General features: G+C 53.5%; 18 protein-coding genes. 6 read left to right on the top strand and 12 right to left on the bottom strand.

Translation table 11 applies throughout. The annotated features are described in order from the left end of the window. The first annotated feature begins 170 nt into the window (after positions 1-170). The 6 genes from HY913_07420 to tsaA all read left to right on the top strand — a co-directional run bounded on the left by HY913_07420 (position 171) and on the right by tsaA (position 3,463). Entirely contained in the window at positions 171-1,040 is an 870-nt protein-coding gene (locus HY913_07420) for an ATP-binding protein (GenBank protein MBI4963087.1), read from the top strand. Further along, positions 1,037-1,915: an ATP-binding protein gene (locus tag HY913_07415; protein MBI4963086.1), complete on the top strand. Its 879-nt coding sequence runs from the start codon at positions 1,037-1,039 to the stop codon at positions 1,913-1,915. The genes HY913_07420 and HY913_07415 overlap by 4 nt, the downstream gene beginning before the upstream one ends. Continuing rightward, entirely contained in the window at positions 1,912-2,205 is a 294-nt protein-coding gene (locus HY913_07410; GenBank protein ID MBI4963085.1) for an iron-sulfur cluster assembly protein, read from the top strand. Before HY913_07415 ends, HY913_07410 begins: the two co-directional genes overlap by 4 nt. A gap of 30 nt (positions 2,206-2,235) precedes the next feature. After that, positions 2,236-2,484 (top strand): zinc ribbon domain-containing protein, encoded by a 249-nt coding sequence (locus HY913_07405; GenBank protein MBI4963084.1) that lies wholly within the window; start codon positions 2,236-2,238, stop codon positions 2,482-2,484. Positions 2,485-2,565: 81 nt separating this feature from the next. Beyond that, positions 2,566-2,943, top strand: a complete 378-nt coding sequence (locus HY913_07400; GenBank protein ID MBI4963083.1) for a hypothetical protein — start codon at positions 2,566-2,568, stop codon at positions 2,941-2,943. A 31-nt stretch (positions 2,944-2,974) separates the two neighbouring features. Then, positions 2,975-3,463, top strand: coding sequence for a tRNA (N6-threonylcarbamoyladenosine(37)-N6)-methyltransferase TrmO (gene tsaA, locus HY913_07395; protein ID MBI4963082.1), 489 nt, complete (start codon positions 2,975-2,977; stop codon positions 3,461-3,463). A gap of 377 nt (positions 3,464-3,840) precedes the next feature. On the opposite strand, the gene HY913_07390 is transcribed toward tsaA, so the two are convergent. The 12 genes from HY913_07390 to HY913_07335 all read right to left on the bottom strand — a co-directional run bounded on the left by HY913_07390 (position 3,841) and on the right by HY913_07335 (position 18,138). Then, positions 3,841-4,257 carry a hypothetical protein gene (locus HY913_07390; GenBank protein ID MBI4963081.1) on the bottom strand — a complete coding sequence of 139 codons (417 nt, stop codon included), beginning with the start codon at positions 4,255-4,257 and terminating at the stop codon, positions 3,841-3,843. 62 nt (positions 4,258-4,319) lie between these two features. Continuing rightward, entirely contained in the window at positions 4,320-5,387 is a 1,068-nt protein-coding gene (locus HY913_07385) for a PAS domain-containing protein (GenBank protein MBI4963080.1), read from the bottom strand. A gap of 93 nt (positions 5,388-5,480) precedes the next feature. Continuing rightward, on the bottom strand, positions 5,481-5,837 hold the full coding sequence (locus tag HY913_07380; protein ID MBI4963079.1) for a response regulator: 357 nt from the start codon (positions 5,835-5,837) through the stop codon (positions 5,481-5,483). Between the two features lie 22 nt (positions 5,838-5,859). After that, positions 5,860-7,095: a hypothetical protein gene (locus HY913_07375; GenBank protein ID MBI4963078.1), complete on the bottom strand. Its 1,236-nt coding sequence runs from the start codon at positions 7,093-7,095 to the stop codon at positions 5,860-5,862. Beyond that, entirely contained in the window at positions 7,095-8,036 is a 942-nt protein-coding gene (locus HY913_07370; protein MBI4963077.1) for a 4Fe-4S dicluster domain-containing protein, read from the bottom strand. Before HY913_07370 ends, HY913_07375 begins: the two co-directional genes overlap by 1 nt. A 220-nt stretch (positions 8,037-8,256) precedes the next feature. Then, on the bottom strand, positions 8,257-10,032 hold the full coding sequence (locus HY913_07365; protein ID MBI4963076.1) for a hypothetical protein: 1,776 nt from the start codon (positions 10,030-10,032) through the stop codon (positions 8,257-8,259). Positions 10,033-10,073: 41 nt separating this feature from the next. Then, positions 10,074-11,423 carry a (Fe-S)-binding protein gene (locus tag HY913_07360; GenBank protein ID MBI4963075.1) on the bottom strand — a complete coding sequence of 450 codons (1,350 nt, stop codon included), beginning with the start codon at positions 11,421-11,423 and terminating at the stop codon, positions 10,074-10,076. Between the two features lie 28 nt (positions 11,424-11,451). Continuing rightward, complete coding sequence (locus tag HY913_07355; protein ID MBI4963074.1) at positions 11,452-12,099, bottom strand: nitrate reductase; 648 nt, start codon at positions 12,097-12,099, stop codon at positions 11,452-11,454. 16 nt (positions 12,100-12,115) lie between these two features. Further along, positions 12,116-13,399, bottom strand: coding sequence for a PD40 domain-containing protein (locus HY913_07350; GenBank protein ID MBI4963073.1), 1,284 nt, complete (start codon positions 13,397-13,399; stop codon positions 12,116-12,118). Positions 13,400-13,612: 213 nt separating this feature from the next. Continuing rightward, positions 13,613-15,997 (bottom strand): PAS domain S-box protein, encoded by a 2,385-nt coding sequence (locus HY913_07345; protein MBI4963072.1) that lies wholly within the window; start codon positions 15,995-15,997, stop codon positions 13,613-13,615. A gap of 58 nt (positions 15,998-16,055) precedes the next feature. Then, positions 16,056-16,451: a response regulator gene (locus tag HY913_07340; GenBank protein MBI4963071.1), complete on the bottom strand. Its 396-nt coding sequence runs from the start codon at positions 16,449-16,451 to the stop codon at positions 16,056-16,058. Positions 16,452-16,806: 355 nt separating this feature from the next. Next, the gene (locus HY913_07335) at positions 16,807-18,138 is read right to left on the bottom strand and encodes a sigma 54-interacting transcriptional regulator (protein ID MBI4963070.1); all 1,332 of its coding nucleotides are present in this window, start codon (positions 18,136-18,138) and stop codon (positions 16,807-16,809) included. Positions 18,139-18,341: the final 203 nt, after the last annotated feature.

Here is an 18,341-nt window from a genome sequence, read left to right as displayed (position 1 = left end):
AGGTAGCCTCCCTCGAAGGGACCCGGAAGAAGCTGAATTCAAGACTTCCAGCGATGGGGAGTGATTCAGCCTCTTCCGGTCCCTATGCCCGCGAAACAATCCCTGTCAAGGGCAGATGAGCATGGGAGTCAATATACCCGATTGGTAATTCACCAGCGAGCGGCAGGAACATGATCATCAGTGTAGCAAGCGGAAAAGGCGGAACAGGAAAAACCACGATTGCGACGAGCCTTGCAGCGGTGCTGGGAAGCCGTGCTCAACTTATCGACTGCGATGTGGAGGAACCGAACTGCCATATACTTATGAAGCCGGTGCTCAAAACGCGTGAGGTGGTGAGCCTGCCGGTGCCTGTCGTGGATATGGACAGATGCACCCGGTGCGGCAAATGTGGAGAAGTGTGCCGCTTCAGCGCCATCATCGTAATTGGCGATCAAGTGCTGACCTTCCCTGAACTCTGTCATGGCTGTGGGGGATGTTGGCTTCTCTGCCGTGAAAAGGCTATCCGTGAAGGTTCCCGAGAGCTGGGGGTTGTAGAGACAGGGTTCGCCGGACCGGTAGAGTTCGTTCAAGGAGTGCTCAGGGTCGGAGAAGCCATGTCCCCCCCGCTCATCAGAGCGGTGAAGGCCAAGGTCGATCCTGATAAAATAGCAATTCTCGACGCTCCGCCCGGCGCTTCTTGCCCGGTGATCAACACGGTCTCCGGCTCGGACTTCATTATCATGGTGACCGAGCCTACTCCGTTCGGGCTGAATGATTTGAGCATCGCGGTGGACGCGGTCACGCAGCTCGGCATCCCTCTCGGAGTGGTCCTGAATCGGGCCGACATCGGCGACAATGGGGTGCAGGTCTTTTGTCGCCAGAAAGACATTCCGATTCTTGCCGAAATCCCCAACGATCGAAACGTTGCCGAAGGCTATGCCAGAGGCGATCTGCTTGTCACTTCGGCCCCGAATTATATAGGTCTTTTTCTGCAAATGATTCAGAGGGTCCAAAATCTCGTGGGCAGCCAGCAGCAAGCCGTGCGGATAGGCGCTTTATGAAAGAACTGGTCATCATCAGCGGCAAAGGCGGCACGGGAAAGACATCGCTCACGGCAGCTTTCGCGTATCTGGCCCAAAGCAAGGTTCTTGCTGATTGCGATGTCGACGCCCCAGACCTACACATCCTCGCGCGGCCGGAAATCATGCAGAGAGAAGACTTCCGGGCTGGGATCAAGGCGTGTGTCGATGAGGAGAAGTGCATTCAGTGCGGAGCTTGTGTCGAAGCATGCCGCTTCGGCGCCATTTCCAAAGAGCTTCAAGTAAATCCTTTCGCTTGTGAAGGCTGCGGAGTCTGCTTTCACGTTTGCCCTGAGTCTGCAATAGCGCTGAAAGAAGCCTTGAATGGCAGTTGGTTCATTTCCGAGACGCGTTTCGGACCAATGGTTCACGCTGCCTTGCTTCCCGGCGAGGAAAATTCGGGCAAGCTCGTTGCGCTCGTTAGAAATCAGGCCAGAATGTTGGCGAAGCAAAAGCGGAGCAGATTAATACTTGTGGACGGAGCGCCCGGAGTGGGTTGCCCCGTGATTTCATCGGTTACCGGAGCGGATCACGTCGCGATAGTCACTGAGCCGACGCTTTCGGGCTTGCACGATATGAAGCGTGTGCTCACACTGGTGCAAAGCTTTCGAATCCCCGCGTCAGTTATTGTGAACAAGGCTGACATGAATCAAGAAGTGACCGGCAGGATCGAAGGAGAAGCCGAGAACCGCGGGGCTTCGGTGCTCGGCCGCATACCGTACGACGACGAAGTCATAAAGGCTATGGTTCAAAGGCGCACTGTTGTGGAACAAGCAGACGGCCCCGCGAGCACGAGTATTCGGGGCATATGGGAACGACTGGAAGCCAACGAACTGGCTCAGGAGCAGAGCGAATGAGCCAGTTGGAAGATCGAAGACGCCAAATAGAACGAATGTTATCTGAAGTAATTGATCCTGAGACAGGGTTGAGTATCATGAGAATGGACCTGATTCATGAGCTACAAGTGCGCGACCCGGGAAGAGTGAGTTTAGTGTTTCGGCCTTCGTCGCCGGTCTGTCCCATGGCGTATAGCCTCGGGAATTCAATAAGGACCAAGATTCAGGACGTGGACTGGGTGACTTCCGTGGCCATAAAGGTCGAGAACTTCAGTCGGTCGGACCATCTTGAAGGTCTACTGAACGGCTGACGTCGGGATAACCTCAATAGGACGAACATCATGCCAATTAAAGAGTACTTATGCGCGAATTGCGGTTCCACCAGCGAGCTGCTTGTGGGAATAGGGCGCAATTCCGATGAAATCCTTTGCAAATCGTGTGGCAGTGCAGAATTGCAGGAGTGCCTCTCTGCGCCTGCTCCCCCGGTGATTAGCAATGAACAAGGCCATGCCGGAAGCGGCACCTGCTGTGGAGGGACTCCCTCAAATAAGGGCTGTGTACCGGGGAGTTGCTGCGGGAATAATCCATGAAATGCTGTGGCCTGGAAACGATTGGCAAAAGGGCGGACATTCCCGGGGTTCGTTGCAGCGCCCGCCACTTTGGGGGATGATATGCAGTTAAGAGCCGTCGTCATTGTCAACGATGGCAGCCGGGCCCGGCCAATCCTCGAGAGTCTTTCTCGAAAGGGTTTTGACGGAATCATTGAAAGCGACCCCCGAGCAGTCCTCGACAAGGGCCGAGTGAATCCGCCGGACCTGTTGATAATCGAGGACCGCCTGGACGAAATGACAGGCAGCCGGTTTTTGTCCGAATTTTTGGCGATCGCCTGGACCACCGCCGCTATTCTCATATCCGATGAGGACGAAGAGGAGGTCCATCGGAGGACCGAAGGACTCGGCATTCTTGGTCACATGAGGAGTGACAGAGACATGGATAGGTTGGATAAGCTGTTGGACAGGTTTCTTGCCATGACTTTCCATGAGGGCTGAAAACCCCTTTTTCCGAAATGAGTAAAGGTTTATGCACGAAATCGTCTACAAGCCGATAGGGATTGTCCGTTCACCGTTCAAGGATGTCGAGGGAATGCCCATCCAGGCGAAAGCCGCAGCGGGGATACGCGGAACGGTCGAGTTGAATCCTGATCTTGTAACGGGTCTCAAAGACCTGGAAGGATTCTCCCACATCATATTGATCTACCACTTTCATGGCTTCCGGGGATACTCCTTGGAAGTTAGGCCGTTCCTCGACGATTCTCCCAGAGGCGTTTTCGCCACTAGGGCCCCGAGGCGTCCCAATGCTATCGGCATTTCCGTGGTAAGGCTCGATGGAATAATCGGGACCACACTTCACGTGCAGGACATCGACATTTTAGACGGAACACCAGTGCTGGACATAAAGCCATTTGTGCCGGAATTCGATAATCGGCAATCGGAAAGCGTAGGGTGGCTTAACGGTAAATTGCAGGAGGCTGATGTGAAGAAGTCGGATAGGAGATTTGAGGACCAATAACAAGGCATTGATGCTTCTGCCGCATTGCATAGGATATTGTTCAGCGACGCATACCCATTGCAGGTTCTCTGTCCAGTTAGCTTATCTTGTCCACGAATTATCTAACATCTACAGCAATGACAGGCCCCTAAATCGGACAAGAATTTTGGCAAATTCTTTATGGCATTCCCCAAAACTTCTGACATTGTCGCAAAGAGAGATTTCAAAGATTGGGTAGGGTCCGGCGTCCCTGCCGGACCGAACTAGTTGATTTGTATCAGAAAAATGAGCCGGCACGGAGGCCGGCACCTACCAATTCCCAGGAACCGCTTTTCGTAATCGCACACTATTTTTGACACTTGCTACAACCCCACGGGCCTTGCAAGCATTGTGTCCATTTAGCGGCGGCCACGGTCTCCCGTCTTTTCCTCAGGCAAAGAGCCTTTGAACCTTACCTCGAATGCAAGTTTCTCCGTAACGCCAAGCGATGCGGAAGCAGCCTTGCCCGAAACCATTTGGTCCCACAGAATGGGTGCCGGATCATTGACCGGCAGGTCCGTCGGACATACGATCAACCATCTTGAGGTCAATTGAATGGTGCCCGCTACCAGAACGGCTATGCATGATAGGATTGCAGTAGCAACCAATCCGGCCAGGATCAGGCGCCCTCGATTCTCGGCGGATGCATCCGGCTCGGGGCTCGGTTGCTCTTCCTTTTCCGACGGGGCGTCCTCTGAGCACTCTGCCGCCGTCCAGTCGTCCGGTTCTTCGGAAATGGCCGTATTTACCTTGTTCTCCTTTTCCTGCTGTTCCATGGGTCTCTCCTTTCTAGAAGAATTGTTCATGGAGGCAGTCAATTCAGTGAGGGGCTCACCCCTTATCCGAGTTCGCCGTGAAAGTCCTTAAAAGGGAAAGTCGCAACAAAAGTTGTGCCTTTGCCCGGCCTTGACCGAAAAGTGATGGACCCTCCATGCTCTCTCAAGATTTTTTGGGTCACCATCAGACCGAGACCGGTGCCCTTATCGCCTTTGGAGGTGAAAAAGTCTTCGAACACGTGGTCTTTCAGGGCCTTGCCAATACCTATTCCATTGTCTGCAACTTCGAAGATGACAGACCCGTTCTTCCCCTTCTTGGTTCGTATTTCAATTAGATGATCGTCTTTCCACAAGTCGATTTTACAGGCGTCCATCGCGTTGGTAATCAGATTTGAAAGCACTGTGTGCAAGCCGTCGGGGTCGATGATCGCGTCTTTAATGCTGTCATCTAGATCGAGTCTTATTTCAATGGCATAGCTCCTGGCGAGGTCTTTGAAAAGGCCATAGACCTCCCGCACGACCTTGTTCGGTTCAATTCTTTGCAGTTCCGGCTCCCGTTCTTTGGAGCAATAAAGAATATCCTTGACGATGTGGGAGATTTTGTCGAAATTGAACAAGACCATGTCCCAGCCTTCTTTAACCTCATCCTGATTCTTGGCCTCAATACCCTTGTTGACGACGTAAATTCCTCCTTCAAGGCCCATCATGATGTTCTTCATACTGTGAGCCATCCCTGCGACGGTCTGCCCCAGGAGAATCATTTGCTTCTGAATATCTTTTACAGAGGTGATGTTTACCGCGGACCAGACCGCGGATACGATCTGTCCGCGATCGTTGTTTAGAGGGGACGAATGGACAATGACGTTAATGCGTGAACCACTTTTGGTTGTTAACGTCAACTCTTCGCTATGGACCTGTCCGTCGAAAAACGTCTTTTGGACAGGGCAGTCCGAGCACTTGGCCCTATCAATTCCAAAGAGTTCGTAGCACTTCTTTCCCGCAGGGTCGCCGAAATCCTTGCGAGACAGGCTGTTGCTCCAAAGGACGCCCAAATCACGGTCCTGGAGCGTCACGTAACACGGTAGCGCATCAAGGAGCTTCCTGTACTGATTGTGGGCAACATGATACATGGAGCCACCAAGTCGGCCGTGTGGGGTCCGACAGCCTCAGACCGGCGAACTCGGGGTTGTTCTATACGCGGGCTGCGCTTTGTTCTCGACCACCTACTCGCCAATCGCCTTCTGGATAGTAGCAAGCAGAGCGTCCCGGTCAATGGGTTTTTCAAAGACCGCGATTGGCTTAGTGACAGCAAGGTGCCGGCCGGGTATACCGCTTATGACGATCACGGGGACGTTCTTAAACTCTTTGTCTTTCATCAAGTTTCGATAGAATCGGGTCCCGGTCTCGTTAGGCATCTGCAAGTCAAGCGTGACCAGATCGGGCTTCTCTTCCTTCAGCACTTCCAGGGCCTGTTCACCATCCCCGGCCGAACACGTGTCATAGCCGCAGTCGTTAAAGAACGTGGTCAAATACTTCACCACATGGGGCTCGTCATCCACAACGAGGATTTTTTTGGACATCGGGGCCTCCTTTCTGACCCGCTCAGTGCTTCTCGGGTTCAAAGTCGGGATGGTCGTAAAGTATGGGCATTCTGTTCATGATCCATTGAAACGTAAGAATGCCGATTGTGACGACCGTAACAGTGAGAACCACCTCCATCCAGTGAGGCACGTAACGGTCTGCCCAAGCCAGATGCCAGTTGAACGCGATTATGGAGTGGTTCACCCTGTTGAGTACGATGCCGATCACAACTACGATCGCCCAGCCCCTAACCATGCGCACTCTGTTGTTTTGAACCGCATACATCAGTGCGAAGGCCGGGATCAGAACGAACCCGAGTACTTCGACCAGGTACCAATATCCGTATGCAGTTTCCAGATAACTCCAGGAATTCCCGTGGGCCAGCCCGACCGCCTTCATGAAGAAGTACGCAAAAAGCGTCACCGAAGTGGCCTTGCCCAGCCCGATGGTCACGCGATCCAGATGTGCCGGGTCATGATCTTTAATGTGCTGCGAAAAAATGCGGTGAGACGCCATGCTCTCTATTATGGTCATAGCCAACCCGCCCACAATCGCGGTCATGAAGAAGAAAAGAGGAATGTATTCGGAATACCAAAGGGGGTGAAGCTTCTCGGGCATCAACAGGAAAATGGACCCGAGAGCGGACTGATGCAGCATGGAAAGGCATACCCCGAAGATGGTTGCAGCCAGTGTGGCCTTTACGAAGATTTTGCGAAGCTTCTTGAGATTGAGCCATTCCCAGATGGCGGGACACCACTCCACAAACTGGCAGCCCAGGTACAATGCCACGTGCCATGCCACGAGAAATAGCACTGAATTCACTCCCCAGGAGACTACCATAGGGTAGGGGATCCGATAGTACCTGCCCAGGTCGAAGGTCAAAGCAATGATAGCAAAAAGGTAACCGAGAAAACCCGTGAGCACCGCTGGTCTGAAGAGGAAGCCGTACTCTTTCATCCCCATGAGATGAACAGCGGTCCCTATCACAAAGCCGCCTGCGGCAAGGGCCACTCCACACAGCATGTCGAAGCCGATCCAGATGCCCCATGGATTGTTGTCCGACAGGTTCGTGGACGGCCCCAGACCGTAGATCAGCCGATACATGATAACAGGTATCCCGATCGCGAGGATAAAGGCCGCAACAGCATTAAACGGCGTATAGTTGCTCCTGAGATACTCTTTGAAGGTCATGCCAAGGAAGAGCTTTTCCTGAACCCATGTGGGCTTGAACTCTGTCGTGACCGCAGTTGCGTCCATTATTTGCCCTCCTTCTTCTTCTCAAGAGCCTGCTTGATCTCTTCTTCAACCAGGCGATCCCTGCGTTTCTTGAAACTGTAAAAACCCATGGCCAGCGCAGGGATCACAATGAAGACCGGCGCTACCAGCGACAGGAAAGGCTTGCTCATAGAAGGGATAGGCACGCTTCCCAGGTCTGTCCTGAAGCCTATCATATTGAACGGAACGGCGGAGAGGTACATCCAGCTAGTGCCTCCCACCTCATTCTCGCCATATACGTGATTCACATATCGGCCGGGGTTGTCCCGGATCTTCTTGTGCGCCAGGTCAATTAAATCAGTTCTTTTGCCGAAGGTCATGGTCTCCACGGGACAAATGCCTACGCAAGCCGGCACCTCGCCTTCCTTGGTGATCCTATCGAAGCAGAACGTGCATTTGGTCACTTCCGGGGTGAAGGCGTTGTAGTACTGATACGCGGGCATATCGAACGGGCATGCGGCCATACAGTACCGGCAACCTACGCAAAGGGATGCGTCATAAGTCACAGCTCCCACCGGCTGCTTGGTAAAGGCTTTGACAAAGCAAGAGGAAGCGCACCCAGGCTCGTAACAGTGCATGCACTGCTTCTTCACGTAGATGTGTTTTGAGCCATCTCTCGGATTCTGGAATCGGTTCACCACGGTGAACGTGTCTGCATTTGTCCTTCGGATCTTCTGGAACACTGCCTGATCTTTTTCGTACTCTCTGAGGGCCTTCTGGTCCGGCAGCTTGTTCCAGTCCTTGCAAGCCCATTCGCAGCGTCGACATCCGATGCACACCGTGGTGTCGACCAAAACCCCGAATTGATCGGGGTAGCCGCGGAGAGTTGCAATATCGGCCAAAGCCGAGTTGTTCGATCCCAGAGCGGTTGCGATTCCGGTGCCGGCAAGGATCTTTAGGAAAGTCCGTCTATCTGAATGCATGGTAGAACCTCTCCTGTGGGCGAGTTCCTGAATTAAGCTAGGCTGGAGCCTCCGGCGACTTCAATCTTTCTCCTTGTAGGTCAAGAATCTCCAAAACGAGATGAACACGAAGAGGTAGACGATCACCACCAGGTATTCCATTCCTTTTGTCAAGGTATAGAATTCATGGAGAATGTTGGGCATAGCTGCCTCCTTTTTCCGGGAACCTTCGAGCGCGCAATCACTTGGTTCCTGCAAGCGGTGGAATGACACCTGCCGCCTGGACTTCTTCCTTTGCCGGGTGACACTTTACGCATTCCAACGCAGCAGGTTTCTGTTTCATGGCCTCGTGGCATCCAATGCACTGGCGGTGGTACGCCGGCATGATGCCGGGTTTTCCAAGCGCAACAGGATCAAAGGACCTATTGTGGCAAGTGCTGCATTTAGGAGCTTTAACGGCCGCCTGTTGCAATTCGCCTCTGTGGTGGCACCCGGCGCAAAGAGTCTGTTCCTTGGTTGCATGGAACCACCGAGCGAGAGAACTCTCGTTGGAAATGCCAACCAACTTGTTCACTATCTTCAAGTGCGGGATTTCCGCGGGTTTGAACTCCTTTTCCAGGAGCTTTATCTGGAGCTTCTCAGGGACCTTTTCTTTGTCCAGGAACAAGGGCATGTGCGGAACTTCCAACGTTTTGCCGCCAGATGGTCCTCGGTGGCAGACAGGGCACGAGGAGCTTGGCATGCCGTTGCCCATCCACTGGTGGCATCCCGCGCATTTCTGGTTCTCTTTTGCTGTTGTGTGACAGCCTACGCAAGCCTGTCTTGCATCGGGTCTGTGAAAAGCCCTCTCATAGCTCACGCCGCCGCCTTTCTTGAGGTCGCCGACTGAACCATGGCAGTTCTGGCACTTCTCAAGAGAGTGGTGGTGGCATGTGTTACAGAATTGTGCCCGTGGCTCATGAGACTTGTGGTTGAAGGGAACAGCCTTCATTCTCACCGGAACGGCAGCCGCGGAAGAGACGACTGGTTGAAGGGGCGCCTCGCTTTGCTCCGTTGCAGCCAGTGAGAGGTCGATCACGTCTTTCTGCCCTCGCACGAGGCGAGGAATCTTTGAGATCTCATCAGGCGTGAGTTCCTTGTGTTCGCCGTGACAGCCGCGGCATTCGAACGGGCCGAAGCGTTTCGTGTCCTCTGCTGTTAGCGTTGTTCTGCCTTGTTGAGCCAGTTCGGCCTTGACCTTTTCGGCCACTTTCATGTGGCAGCCAATGCACGCTGAATGGGCCGCCTTCTTCATGGATCTGGCATTCCGATCGTCCTTGGCCTTGTGGCACGCTCGACACGAATTCTCGCTGTCCTTCTTGTAGATGAGCTTTTTTTGCTTTTCATCGTACGTGTGGTGGCACAACTCGCATCTATTGCCCGAGATTTCTCCCACAACCTGGACCTTTTCAGTCACATTCAGTTGGTCGGGCCGGTCGAATTTCTTGGCTGCTTCCGCATGCTTGGCGTGGCGGGCATAGTTAAATATAGGACTCCATGCCCAGTTTATCTTCTGAATTTGGGGCTTCCTCTTGTGACACGAGCCGCACAGGCCGATGTCCGGACCTGTCTTTGTCCCCTCGGCAGCCGTCTTTCTGTGGCAGCTCACGCATTCATTGTGATTAGCGTACATGATCGAGGTCTTGTCGCTCTCATCAATGATGCCCTTCGGGAATTTGAAGATCTTGACTTCCGGGTTTTCCAGACGCCTGTCTGTTTCCTTGATGACGTGGCAAACGGTGCAGTCCTGGCTCTTGGTCTGTTTCAGAGCCGTCGTATGCCGATCGTGGTCAAAAGGCACCGGCGGACGTTCCAGTTCAGGCGCTCCGCCTTTGTGTTCTATAAAGAGGGGAAGATGAGAACTTCTGGAAGGAGCAGAGCTTCCTAGCTCTGTGCTGTGGGCAATTCTCATCTCCCCAAACACGAACCCCACCAGTAAAATTCCTAAAATCAAGCCTGCTTGGTTGAGCCGCCTCATGAGCCACCCCTTATCGATTGCGAATCGGTGACGAAAAAGGCTTATTCCGCCTTGAGTTCATCCGGGATCTCCATGACCTGCATGAGGATCTCGATCAAGAACCTCACGTGCATTCCCAGCTTATAGCCACTGATTATGTCCTCGATGCCGGCGTGACAATTGTGGCACGGTGTTATAACGATGTGAGCTTTTGTGGCGGCCAGTTGCTCCGCCTTGACACTGTTGCCTTTGACCCTCGAGGTTTTCCAGGGAGGACCGCAATTAATGACACCCCCGCCCGCGCCACAGCAATAGTTGTGCTCAAAATCCGGTTCCGGAGGCGGCCTGAAATCAGCGCACGTGGCTTGAATTACTTCACGCAATTTCGTGCCTAACCCTCTCCCCCTCACAATGTTGCACGGTTCCTGAAGAGTAACTGGCTCCTCGAATTTGCGGGCAATCTTGATTCTTCCTGAAGTGATCAGCTCGTGGTAGAAGTCCACGGCGTGGATGACAGGAACCGGCGGCTCTCGCCAACCAAGCCACTTGGGCCCATCGTACACCGCGCCTCTGAAGGCATGGCCGCATTCTCCCATCACGATTCTTTTCGCTTTCAATTTTAAGGCCGCTTCGTGATGGGCTCGTTCCACTCGCCCCATGATTTCGAAATCGCCTGCAAACATTGCCATATTGCTGTTGTCCCATCCGTCCTGGGACGGCATGGTCCAATCTACTTTTGCCACGGCCATGATCTGGGCAATGTTGCCGATTAATTGAGCAAGGATCTTAGGCTCGGGAGCAATCACGGAGTAGAAGACGTCAGCGCCTTCTTTGTCCAAGGGTATCCGCGCTGTGACGATCTCGGATCTTGCATCCTCTTCTTGCCACTGGAGGGTGTCGACCCACTCGTCCTGTTTCACCCACATCTGGTTCATCGTAGCGGCATGACTGTTGACCGTGTCCTGTAGGAATTGAGGAACGATTGTCAGTTGGTAGCAGATCCTTCGAACCACGAAGAGTAAATAGGCTATATCAACCCCGAAGGGACAGTACATGCTGCATTTTCGACACCCATTGCATTCTGTCTGAGCAATCCTGGAGCACTCTTTAAGAAAATCCGCGTCCACTCTGCCTTTCTTCTTGAGGATCTCCCAAAGGGTTTGCTTGACCTTGCCTACAGGGGAAAAACGGGGGTCACGATCGTTCGACAGGAACCAGTGGCACGCGTCGGAACAGAGCCCGCAATGGACGCAGGTGTTCAGGTATATTCGGAACCTGGCCGCGGTTTCCCGGTCTATCACCCTGTTGATGACTTCCGCTATCTGCCCTTTGGTGAGGTTCTCGGCATTCCGATCCAGGCCGGGATCGGAAACGACCGGGATTTCTGGTAGCATTTCTGCCGGTAAGCCCATCGTTTGCCTCCATAAGACTTTCGGGCGTTTACCAGTCCCTTGCATGGCGGACTGCGCCGAATTCAGACCCCATGTACGCTCGAGTGAACGGAAAGAACAGCATGTGGCTCAGCCTGGTAAAAGGTATTGCCATCAGCATTGCGGCCCCTGAAATCATGTGGATGACCACCATGGTCTCGTAGTCGAACCATTGGCGGTGAGCAATGAAGCCGGTGACAAAGGGAGCCGCGACCACCGCGAGTAGCACATAGTCGGACGCGGAGGTGACAAACCGCACCTCCGGCAGCATCCAACGCCGCACCAGAAAGAAAATCGCTGCGAATATGACCAGTACGGTCAACCAGTCCGCGGCCTTCTCCGAAACGGTCACCCAATGCAGCCCCCAGGAGGCCGAAAACATGACCACGTGAGCGGTGAGAAAAATAGGAAGCAGAACCAAACATATATGGAACGCGAAGGTGACAAGGGTTGTTTCGTACCGCATCCGCATGTTCTTGGAAGCAAACGGAATTAGCCAGTGAAGCAGCGAGCGAAGGCCGTACTTGAGACTCATGTACGGTAAAACGACTTTGTCTTTCTTGGCCATTTTAAGCATGCTAAGGAACTGGTAGATCATTCCGCCCGCGAAGACGATAAATGCTATCCAGACCAACGGTCCGCTGACGAAGGTGTACATCCGCGATCTCCTCCGGTTAACCGAGCAGTTGTTTCACCGGCACCACTTTTCGAAAATACCTTCCTAATTCCACGGCCTTGAGCAGGAGCCTGGAGCCGTCAGGGCTGAAAACGGGCTCAGAAATGTGCTGGCAACCCAGCGTCGCGACCCTGCCGTTGACCACAAGAAAGTGCTCGTTACCTTGGGCGGCTTTTGCCGCCACAATTTCTCCATCAGGACTGAAAACGGGGTCCCAAACCATGTCGAAGTCCTCGGGCCAGGGCACACCGTCAACCGCAATTGTCCATCTGTTGTTTTCCTTCACAACCGCGGCTATCTTGCGTCCGTCGGGGCTGAAGACCGGGGCAAGGACGGCATCGCCGAAAGTGGTCTGCCAGGTTTTTCCATCCACGGCTACGGTCCAGCGTCCAAAGCTCGGTGCAACCACCGCTGTTAATTTGTTGCGGTCAGGACCGAATTTCTGATGCCAAACTTGGGCGAAAGATCGGTTCCAGATGGGCTTCCCATTGAGGAGGAGCTGCCAGCCTTGGGATGTGAGACAAGGCGCCACCACATCATGACTGCCGGGAACGAAGACAGGTTTCCAGACCGCCCTGAAGGTTTCAGTCCAGGGGATTCCTTCAACCGCGATGGTCTGGAGATTGGATTGCATCCTGACCTCTGCTGCCACTTTCCCTCCGTCATCACTGAAAACGCAGTCCCACACGTTGAGAAAGTTCGCATCCCATGCCCTTCCGTTTACAGCCAGGCTCCAGATCCCCTCTTTGAATTTCCAGATGTCACCTTCGGAAATCGGTTCGATCTGCACGTTCCCTGCGGTCTTCAAACCGTCGGGGCTGATTTCGCAGCTTCTCATCTGGATGAAGGCCGACTCCCACGGCTCTCCGTTCAGCACAACACTGTAACCGTCCGAGGTCTTGACGTTCGCGGCGATTCCTTTTCCATCCGGACTGAAACGCAAATTCCAGACATACTCGAATGTTTGCTCCCACGGCTCGTCTTCTTGAATCACTGTCCACTCGTCTTCGTTCATGCCAATGCATGACAGGCGGCCATCGGGACTAAATTGGAGAGCCCAGAGCTTTTCAAAGGTGTTCGACCATGGTTCTCCGTTCACGCATACAGTGAAGGATTCGTCTTCCGTCTTCACAATCGCTGCCATGCGCTCCCCATCCGGGCTGGTAATGATTTCCTGGACTTCGGGAAACGCCTGGCGCCATGCATCCAGGTCAGCCGTCAACTTGGAAGAGGTTTCCCAGTCCCATTGACTATTCACTTTCATTAATCCGGATTCTTGCATCAGCCCCTCCGTTGCAGGAGAGATGTCCCGGGCCAAAACCGGATTGCGAGCCCGTGACAAGGTTCGACCGGTAGTCGGCCACGAGAATTAGAATGTGCTTGATACCAGTTCGCCATTTTCCTTATAAGACAGGCGGCATATCTCTTCCGCTGCGAACGGCGGACCTGACTTCGCTCCAGAGACATGCCACCTGTCCACCCAAAGTCAGGTTATTTATTGCGAACTGGTAAGAGGCAATGCCGCTTCTTTTCCGGCTGGAAGTTCCGCGACGCTCTCCCTGGCCGGCTGGATAGCTGTCTTGACCCTGGTCCCCGAGGACTGTCCGGGCGGGAGCACTATGGTGAAAGTGCTGCCCACACCCTGTTCGCTGTCGAAGGATATGGTGCCGCCATGTTCCGCGACGATTTTGCTCGTCACGAGGAGGCCCAGGCCCGTTCCTCGACTTCCTTTGGTCGAGTAAAAATTCGCAAAGACCTTCCGTTTCGTGTCTTCGCTCATTCCCAGACCGTCATCGGAGACCTCGTAGACCAGGTCTCCGTCAGAATCCTGCTTCGTTCTTACGATGATGCGATGCTCAACTTTCTCGGTGTCGCTCTCGCATGCGTCAATGGCATTGGCGATAAGGTTTGACAGGCAGGTGTGGATGCCGCGCTGGTCGAGAAAGACCTTAAACACTTGACCAACCTGTGGATCGAAGTCTCGCTCGATGACAATCGAGTTCTCTTGTGCTCTTGCCTCGAACAGGGCACACACTTCTTCGGCAAGCAGGTTGGGGTCGGTCTCCTGATATTCCGGGGCCCTTTCTTTGGAATAACTCAGCAGGTCCTTGACCAGGACCGATACGCGACCAATGTTGTTGTGGATCATTTTCCAGCCGCGCTGAAGCAACGCATTGTCCTGGTCCTCGAAAGCCGTCTCCACCACAAAGACGCCGCCTTCCAGACCCGTAACTATGTTCTTGATGCCGTGAGCCAGACCGGCCACAGTCTGGCCAACCACCGCCAGTCGATCAGAGGCCTGTTTTTCACGCTCCAGTTTCTTGAAAGTTCGAAGGTCCTGGAAGAAGCCGACAGCGCCTGCTGTTTTGCCGCCTTCGAAAAGAATGACCCCGGAAAAGCGAACAGGTATTGACTCGCCGTCTGTGGAATTCACCACAGTCTCGTGGGCAATCAGCCGGGGATCGCGAATTTCACGCCCCACGTGTGAACCGATGATCATGTCGAGAAATTGTTTGGGAAAGTATTTGTCGATTTGAGCATCCCCGACCACATCCGAGGCTGGATACCCAAAAAGATGCTCTGCTGCGACATTGTAGATGGTCACACGGCCTCGATCGTCCGTCGCGATGATCCCATGAATGGAGTTTTCGATCAGGTTGGTTTGAAAATCCCGAGAGGCCTCCAAGGCCCGTTGAAGCCTGACCCTGTCGCCGATATCCACGGCGATTATCATCGCATAGAGCACCCGGCCGCTGTCATCCACAATTGGGGTGGTGTAGCTCAAGTAATTGGTTTCTTCACCCGTAACCTTCAGCCCACAATGCTCCCTTCCGGATACTTTGCCCTCTTCAAACGTGATTCCCACGTGGCAGTCTTCGCATTTGGCCCTGCGTTGCTTGAATACTTCGTAACACTTCATTCCTATGGTGCCCTTGAAGAGGTCACGCATGTAGGAGTTTTGGCGCACGATATCGAAGTTCTTGTCGATAACGCATATGAAGCAAGGCACTTGTTCGAAAAGATTCTTGTATTCCCAGCGGCTGCGAACCAGTTCCACGGTTCGTCTTCTGATCTGATCTCGCATTACATTGAACGCCTGAGCGAGTTCCCCGAGCTGATCCTCGGAGTCCACGGGCACTTTGTACGTGAAATCCCCTGCCGCTATTTTCTTGGTGGCGTCGCGCAGCCGACTGACAGGTTTGTGCACTTTGGCAGCAATGTAGACGACTATCGTCCCGAGAACCGCAGCGAAGGTGCCTGCACCGAGAAGGACAATGCTGAACACCAGAGACCGCACATGATAATCAAAGCCCTTAAGTGACATCCCCATATCGAGCACCCCGAGGACCTTGTGGTCCTTGGGATGCACATGGCACGCAGCGGTGTAACAGCTCTTCTCGTTGTATATGGGGGTTATCATCCCCAGCACCCGATCGTTCCCGTGATAGTGGACTCGCGTCCTGCTGTCCGTGACGACCTCGCTGAAGGGCTTGTCCTCCGAATGACACACAAAACAGGCCTCCGCTTTCTTATCCACCTTTGTCCCCACTTCTACCGGTTGGCTGGAGAACTTGATGGCGCCTTCGTGGTCATAGATCCTGATATCCGAGATCTCTTTCTGACTGCCGATATTACCGATAATGCTTCGGGTAGCTTCTCTGTCATCCTGGAGCATACTGTGGTTCGTAGCGTTGATTACCGCGGCGCTGAATCTTTCCGCCTCCCGGATCACCTGTTCAAAATAGAAGTCCTGCTGAATGTCGAGGACGAGGTAAACGAAAATAACGTACGAACAGAGCAGTATCCCGGCTACGCTGAGGGCTATCCTGGCTCCCAGACTTCGGGAGACGGAAGTCCACTTCTGCTTGACCCAACCCACGTTGACCCCCACTTTCCGGCGACCGCAGCTTCTTCCTGCGGATAGAAAGGTCTGGGGCCTATTCGCCTAGTACCTCTTTTACCGCTTTCAGGAACTGTTCCTTGTCGATCGGCTTCTCGATGTACCCCTGAGGGGGAGCTATGGAGCGTTCCCCCACGAATTCTTTGAAGCCTTTGAACTCCCATGGCTCCACAGCCTCAATGCCCGTCACCATGATGACGGGCAATAGCTTGAGTTGCTCGTCTTTCCTCATTTCTCGATACATTTTGATGCCGGTCTTCTCAGGCATCAGCAGATCGAGACAGACAAGGTCCGGCTTTTCTTCCATAACCTTTTTCATCCCCTCTACGCCGTCGCACGCCTCGCAGACCACGTAGCCGTTCTTTCTCAGCAGTGTGCCGAGGAATGTGAGGATGTCCGGTTCATCGTCTACGACGAGGATCTTTTTAGGCATGGCCGGTCCCTCCTTCTTGGGTGCCTCCGGCGGCAGCCATCCCTGCGATGGGGATGCCTATTTCGCGTGCCGCCACGTTGATCCACTGCGAGTTAGAGCAACTGCCGTGCCATCACGCTCAAGGGTTCACGTTAAGATCACCGTGAATAGTTAACGTACTGAAATAGATGGTTATTATGGAGACAAGGCCTTGACGATTAGGAAAATATCGGGCGGGTGAATAAAGGGTAGGGGAGAAGGGTCGCACAACTAAACGTTTCAAGCCTGCGACGCCAAAACCGAGGTTTAAGGTAAGTTGCTGACATAGCGACGATTGCTTCACGTCTCACGGATGAAACGTTCACGGAAGATGCAACTATCTGTCGATCCCAAACTTTTCCATTTTCCTCCATAGCGTAGCCCGGCTCATGCCGAGACGCCGCGCCGCAATGTGCTTCTTCCAGTCAGCAGCTTCCAGTTCCTTGACGATCAGTTCCCTTTCCACCAGATCAAGTTGCTTCTGCGTTCCTCTGGACTTTTTCGGTGGAACTGGGGGTGCAGCGTTGGCAATATGATGAGGAAGGTCCGCGTCGTGGAGCAGCAATCCTCTGCAATGAACAAAAGCGTGCTCTATGGCGTTGGCCAATTCCCTTACGTTGCCGGGCCACGAATAGTTTTCAAGGACTTCCAATACCTGGTCTGCGATTCCCTGGATGTTCCTTCCCATCTGCTTGTTGAACTTCCTGATGAAGTGCCCCACGAGAAGAGGCAGGTCCTCAACGCGCTCGCGTAACGGCGGAAGGTGCAGAGGGAAAACGCTCAAACGGTAATAGAGGTCGTCGCGAAACGACCCGTCCAGGACCTTCTGGTAAAGGTCCTTGTTTGTGGCCGTTATCAGTCTGATGTTCACCTTGATACTGCGGTTGTCACCGACCCGTTGAAACTCCCTTTCCTCAAGGACCCTGAGGAGCTTGACCTGAATCGAAGGGCTCACTTCTGCGATTTCATCCAGGAACAACGTCCCGCCGTTGGCCAGCTCGAATTTTCCTACATGATCCCTGATCGCGCCGGTGAAGGCGCCTTTGGCATGTCCGAAAAGCTCCGATTCCAGGACCCCTTCGGGCAGGGCGGAGCAATTTACTGCCACAAACGATTTGGCTTTCCGCGGGCCGTAGAAATGAAGCGCCCGAGCAATAAGTTCTTTTCCGGTGCCCGACTCTCCCTCAACAAGAACCGTGGTATCAGTGTTTATCAGCGACCCCATGATCTCGAAAACCTTCTTCATGGCATCGCTCCGGCCTACTATCTTCGTGTACCCGTAGTGCCGCTGCAATTCCTCCTGCATCCAATGAGTCTGGGTGACATCGCGAAAAGTCTCCAGGCCCCCTATGATGTGGCCTTCCGCATCGTACAGGGGGGCCGCGTTGACCATGATGTGGACCACTTCGTTGCGTTTGTTCCTGATGGCAACTTCGACATCCCGATATGGATGGCCGCAGGAGAGCGCTCTATCAACCGGACAATGCTCTCGACAAAGAGAAGTCCGAAAAATCTTCATGCACTCTTGGCCGACCACTTCCTCTTTGTGAAAACCCGTTATTCTTTCGGCAGCCCGATTCCACGAGCCTATTTTCCAGTCTTTGTCCAGTGTCAGCACGCCTTCGGAAATGCTGTTAAGGATCGCTTGAAACAACTGCTGGTTTTCCATCTTCTCTACCCCCTTGTTTTCGTGGCACCATGGGCATGGAGAGCGTGGAACTTTGGCCTCGTCGATCGGGAAAGCCAAGCGAGAAGATCAGTTTTACCGACCTCCGCCACCGAACCTGATAGATCGGATGGCAGAAGGTCTTCTGTCTCGTTCTCGGCATTATAATGGGATACCGGACCCACTTCAGGTCCGTCTATGTTCAA

Origin of the sequence: Desulfomonile tiedjei, assembly GCA_016212925.1 — a bacterium.
Taxonomy (GTDB): Bacteria; Desulfobacterota; Desulfomonilia; order Desulfomonilales; family Desulfomonilaceae; genus JACRDF01.
The sequence above is the reverse complement of the archived record's forward strand: the minus strand, read 5'-3'. Positions and strand labels throughout refer to the sequence as shown.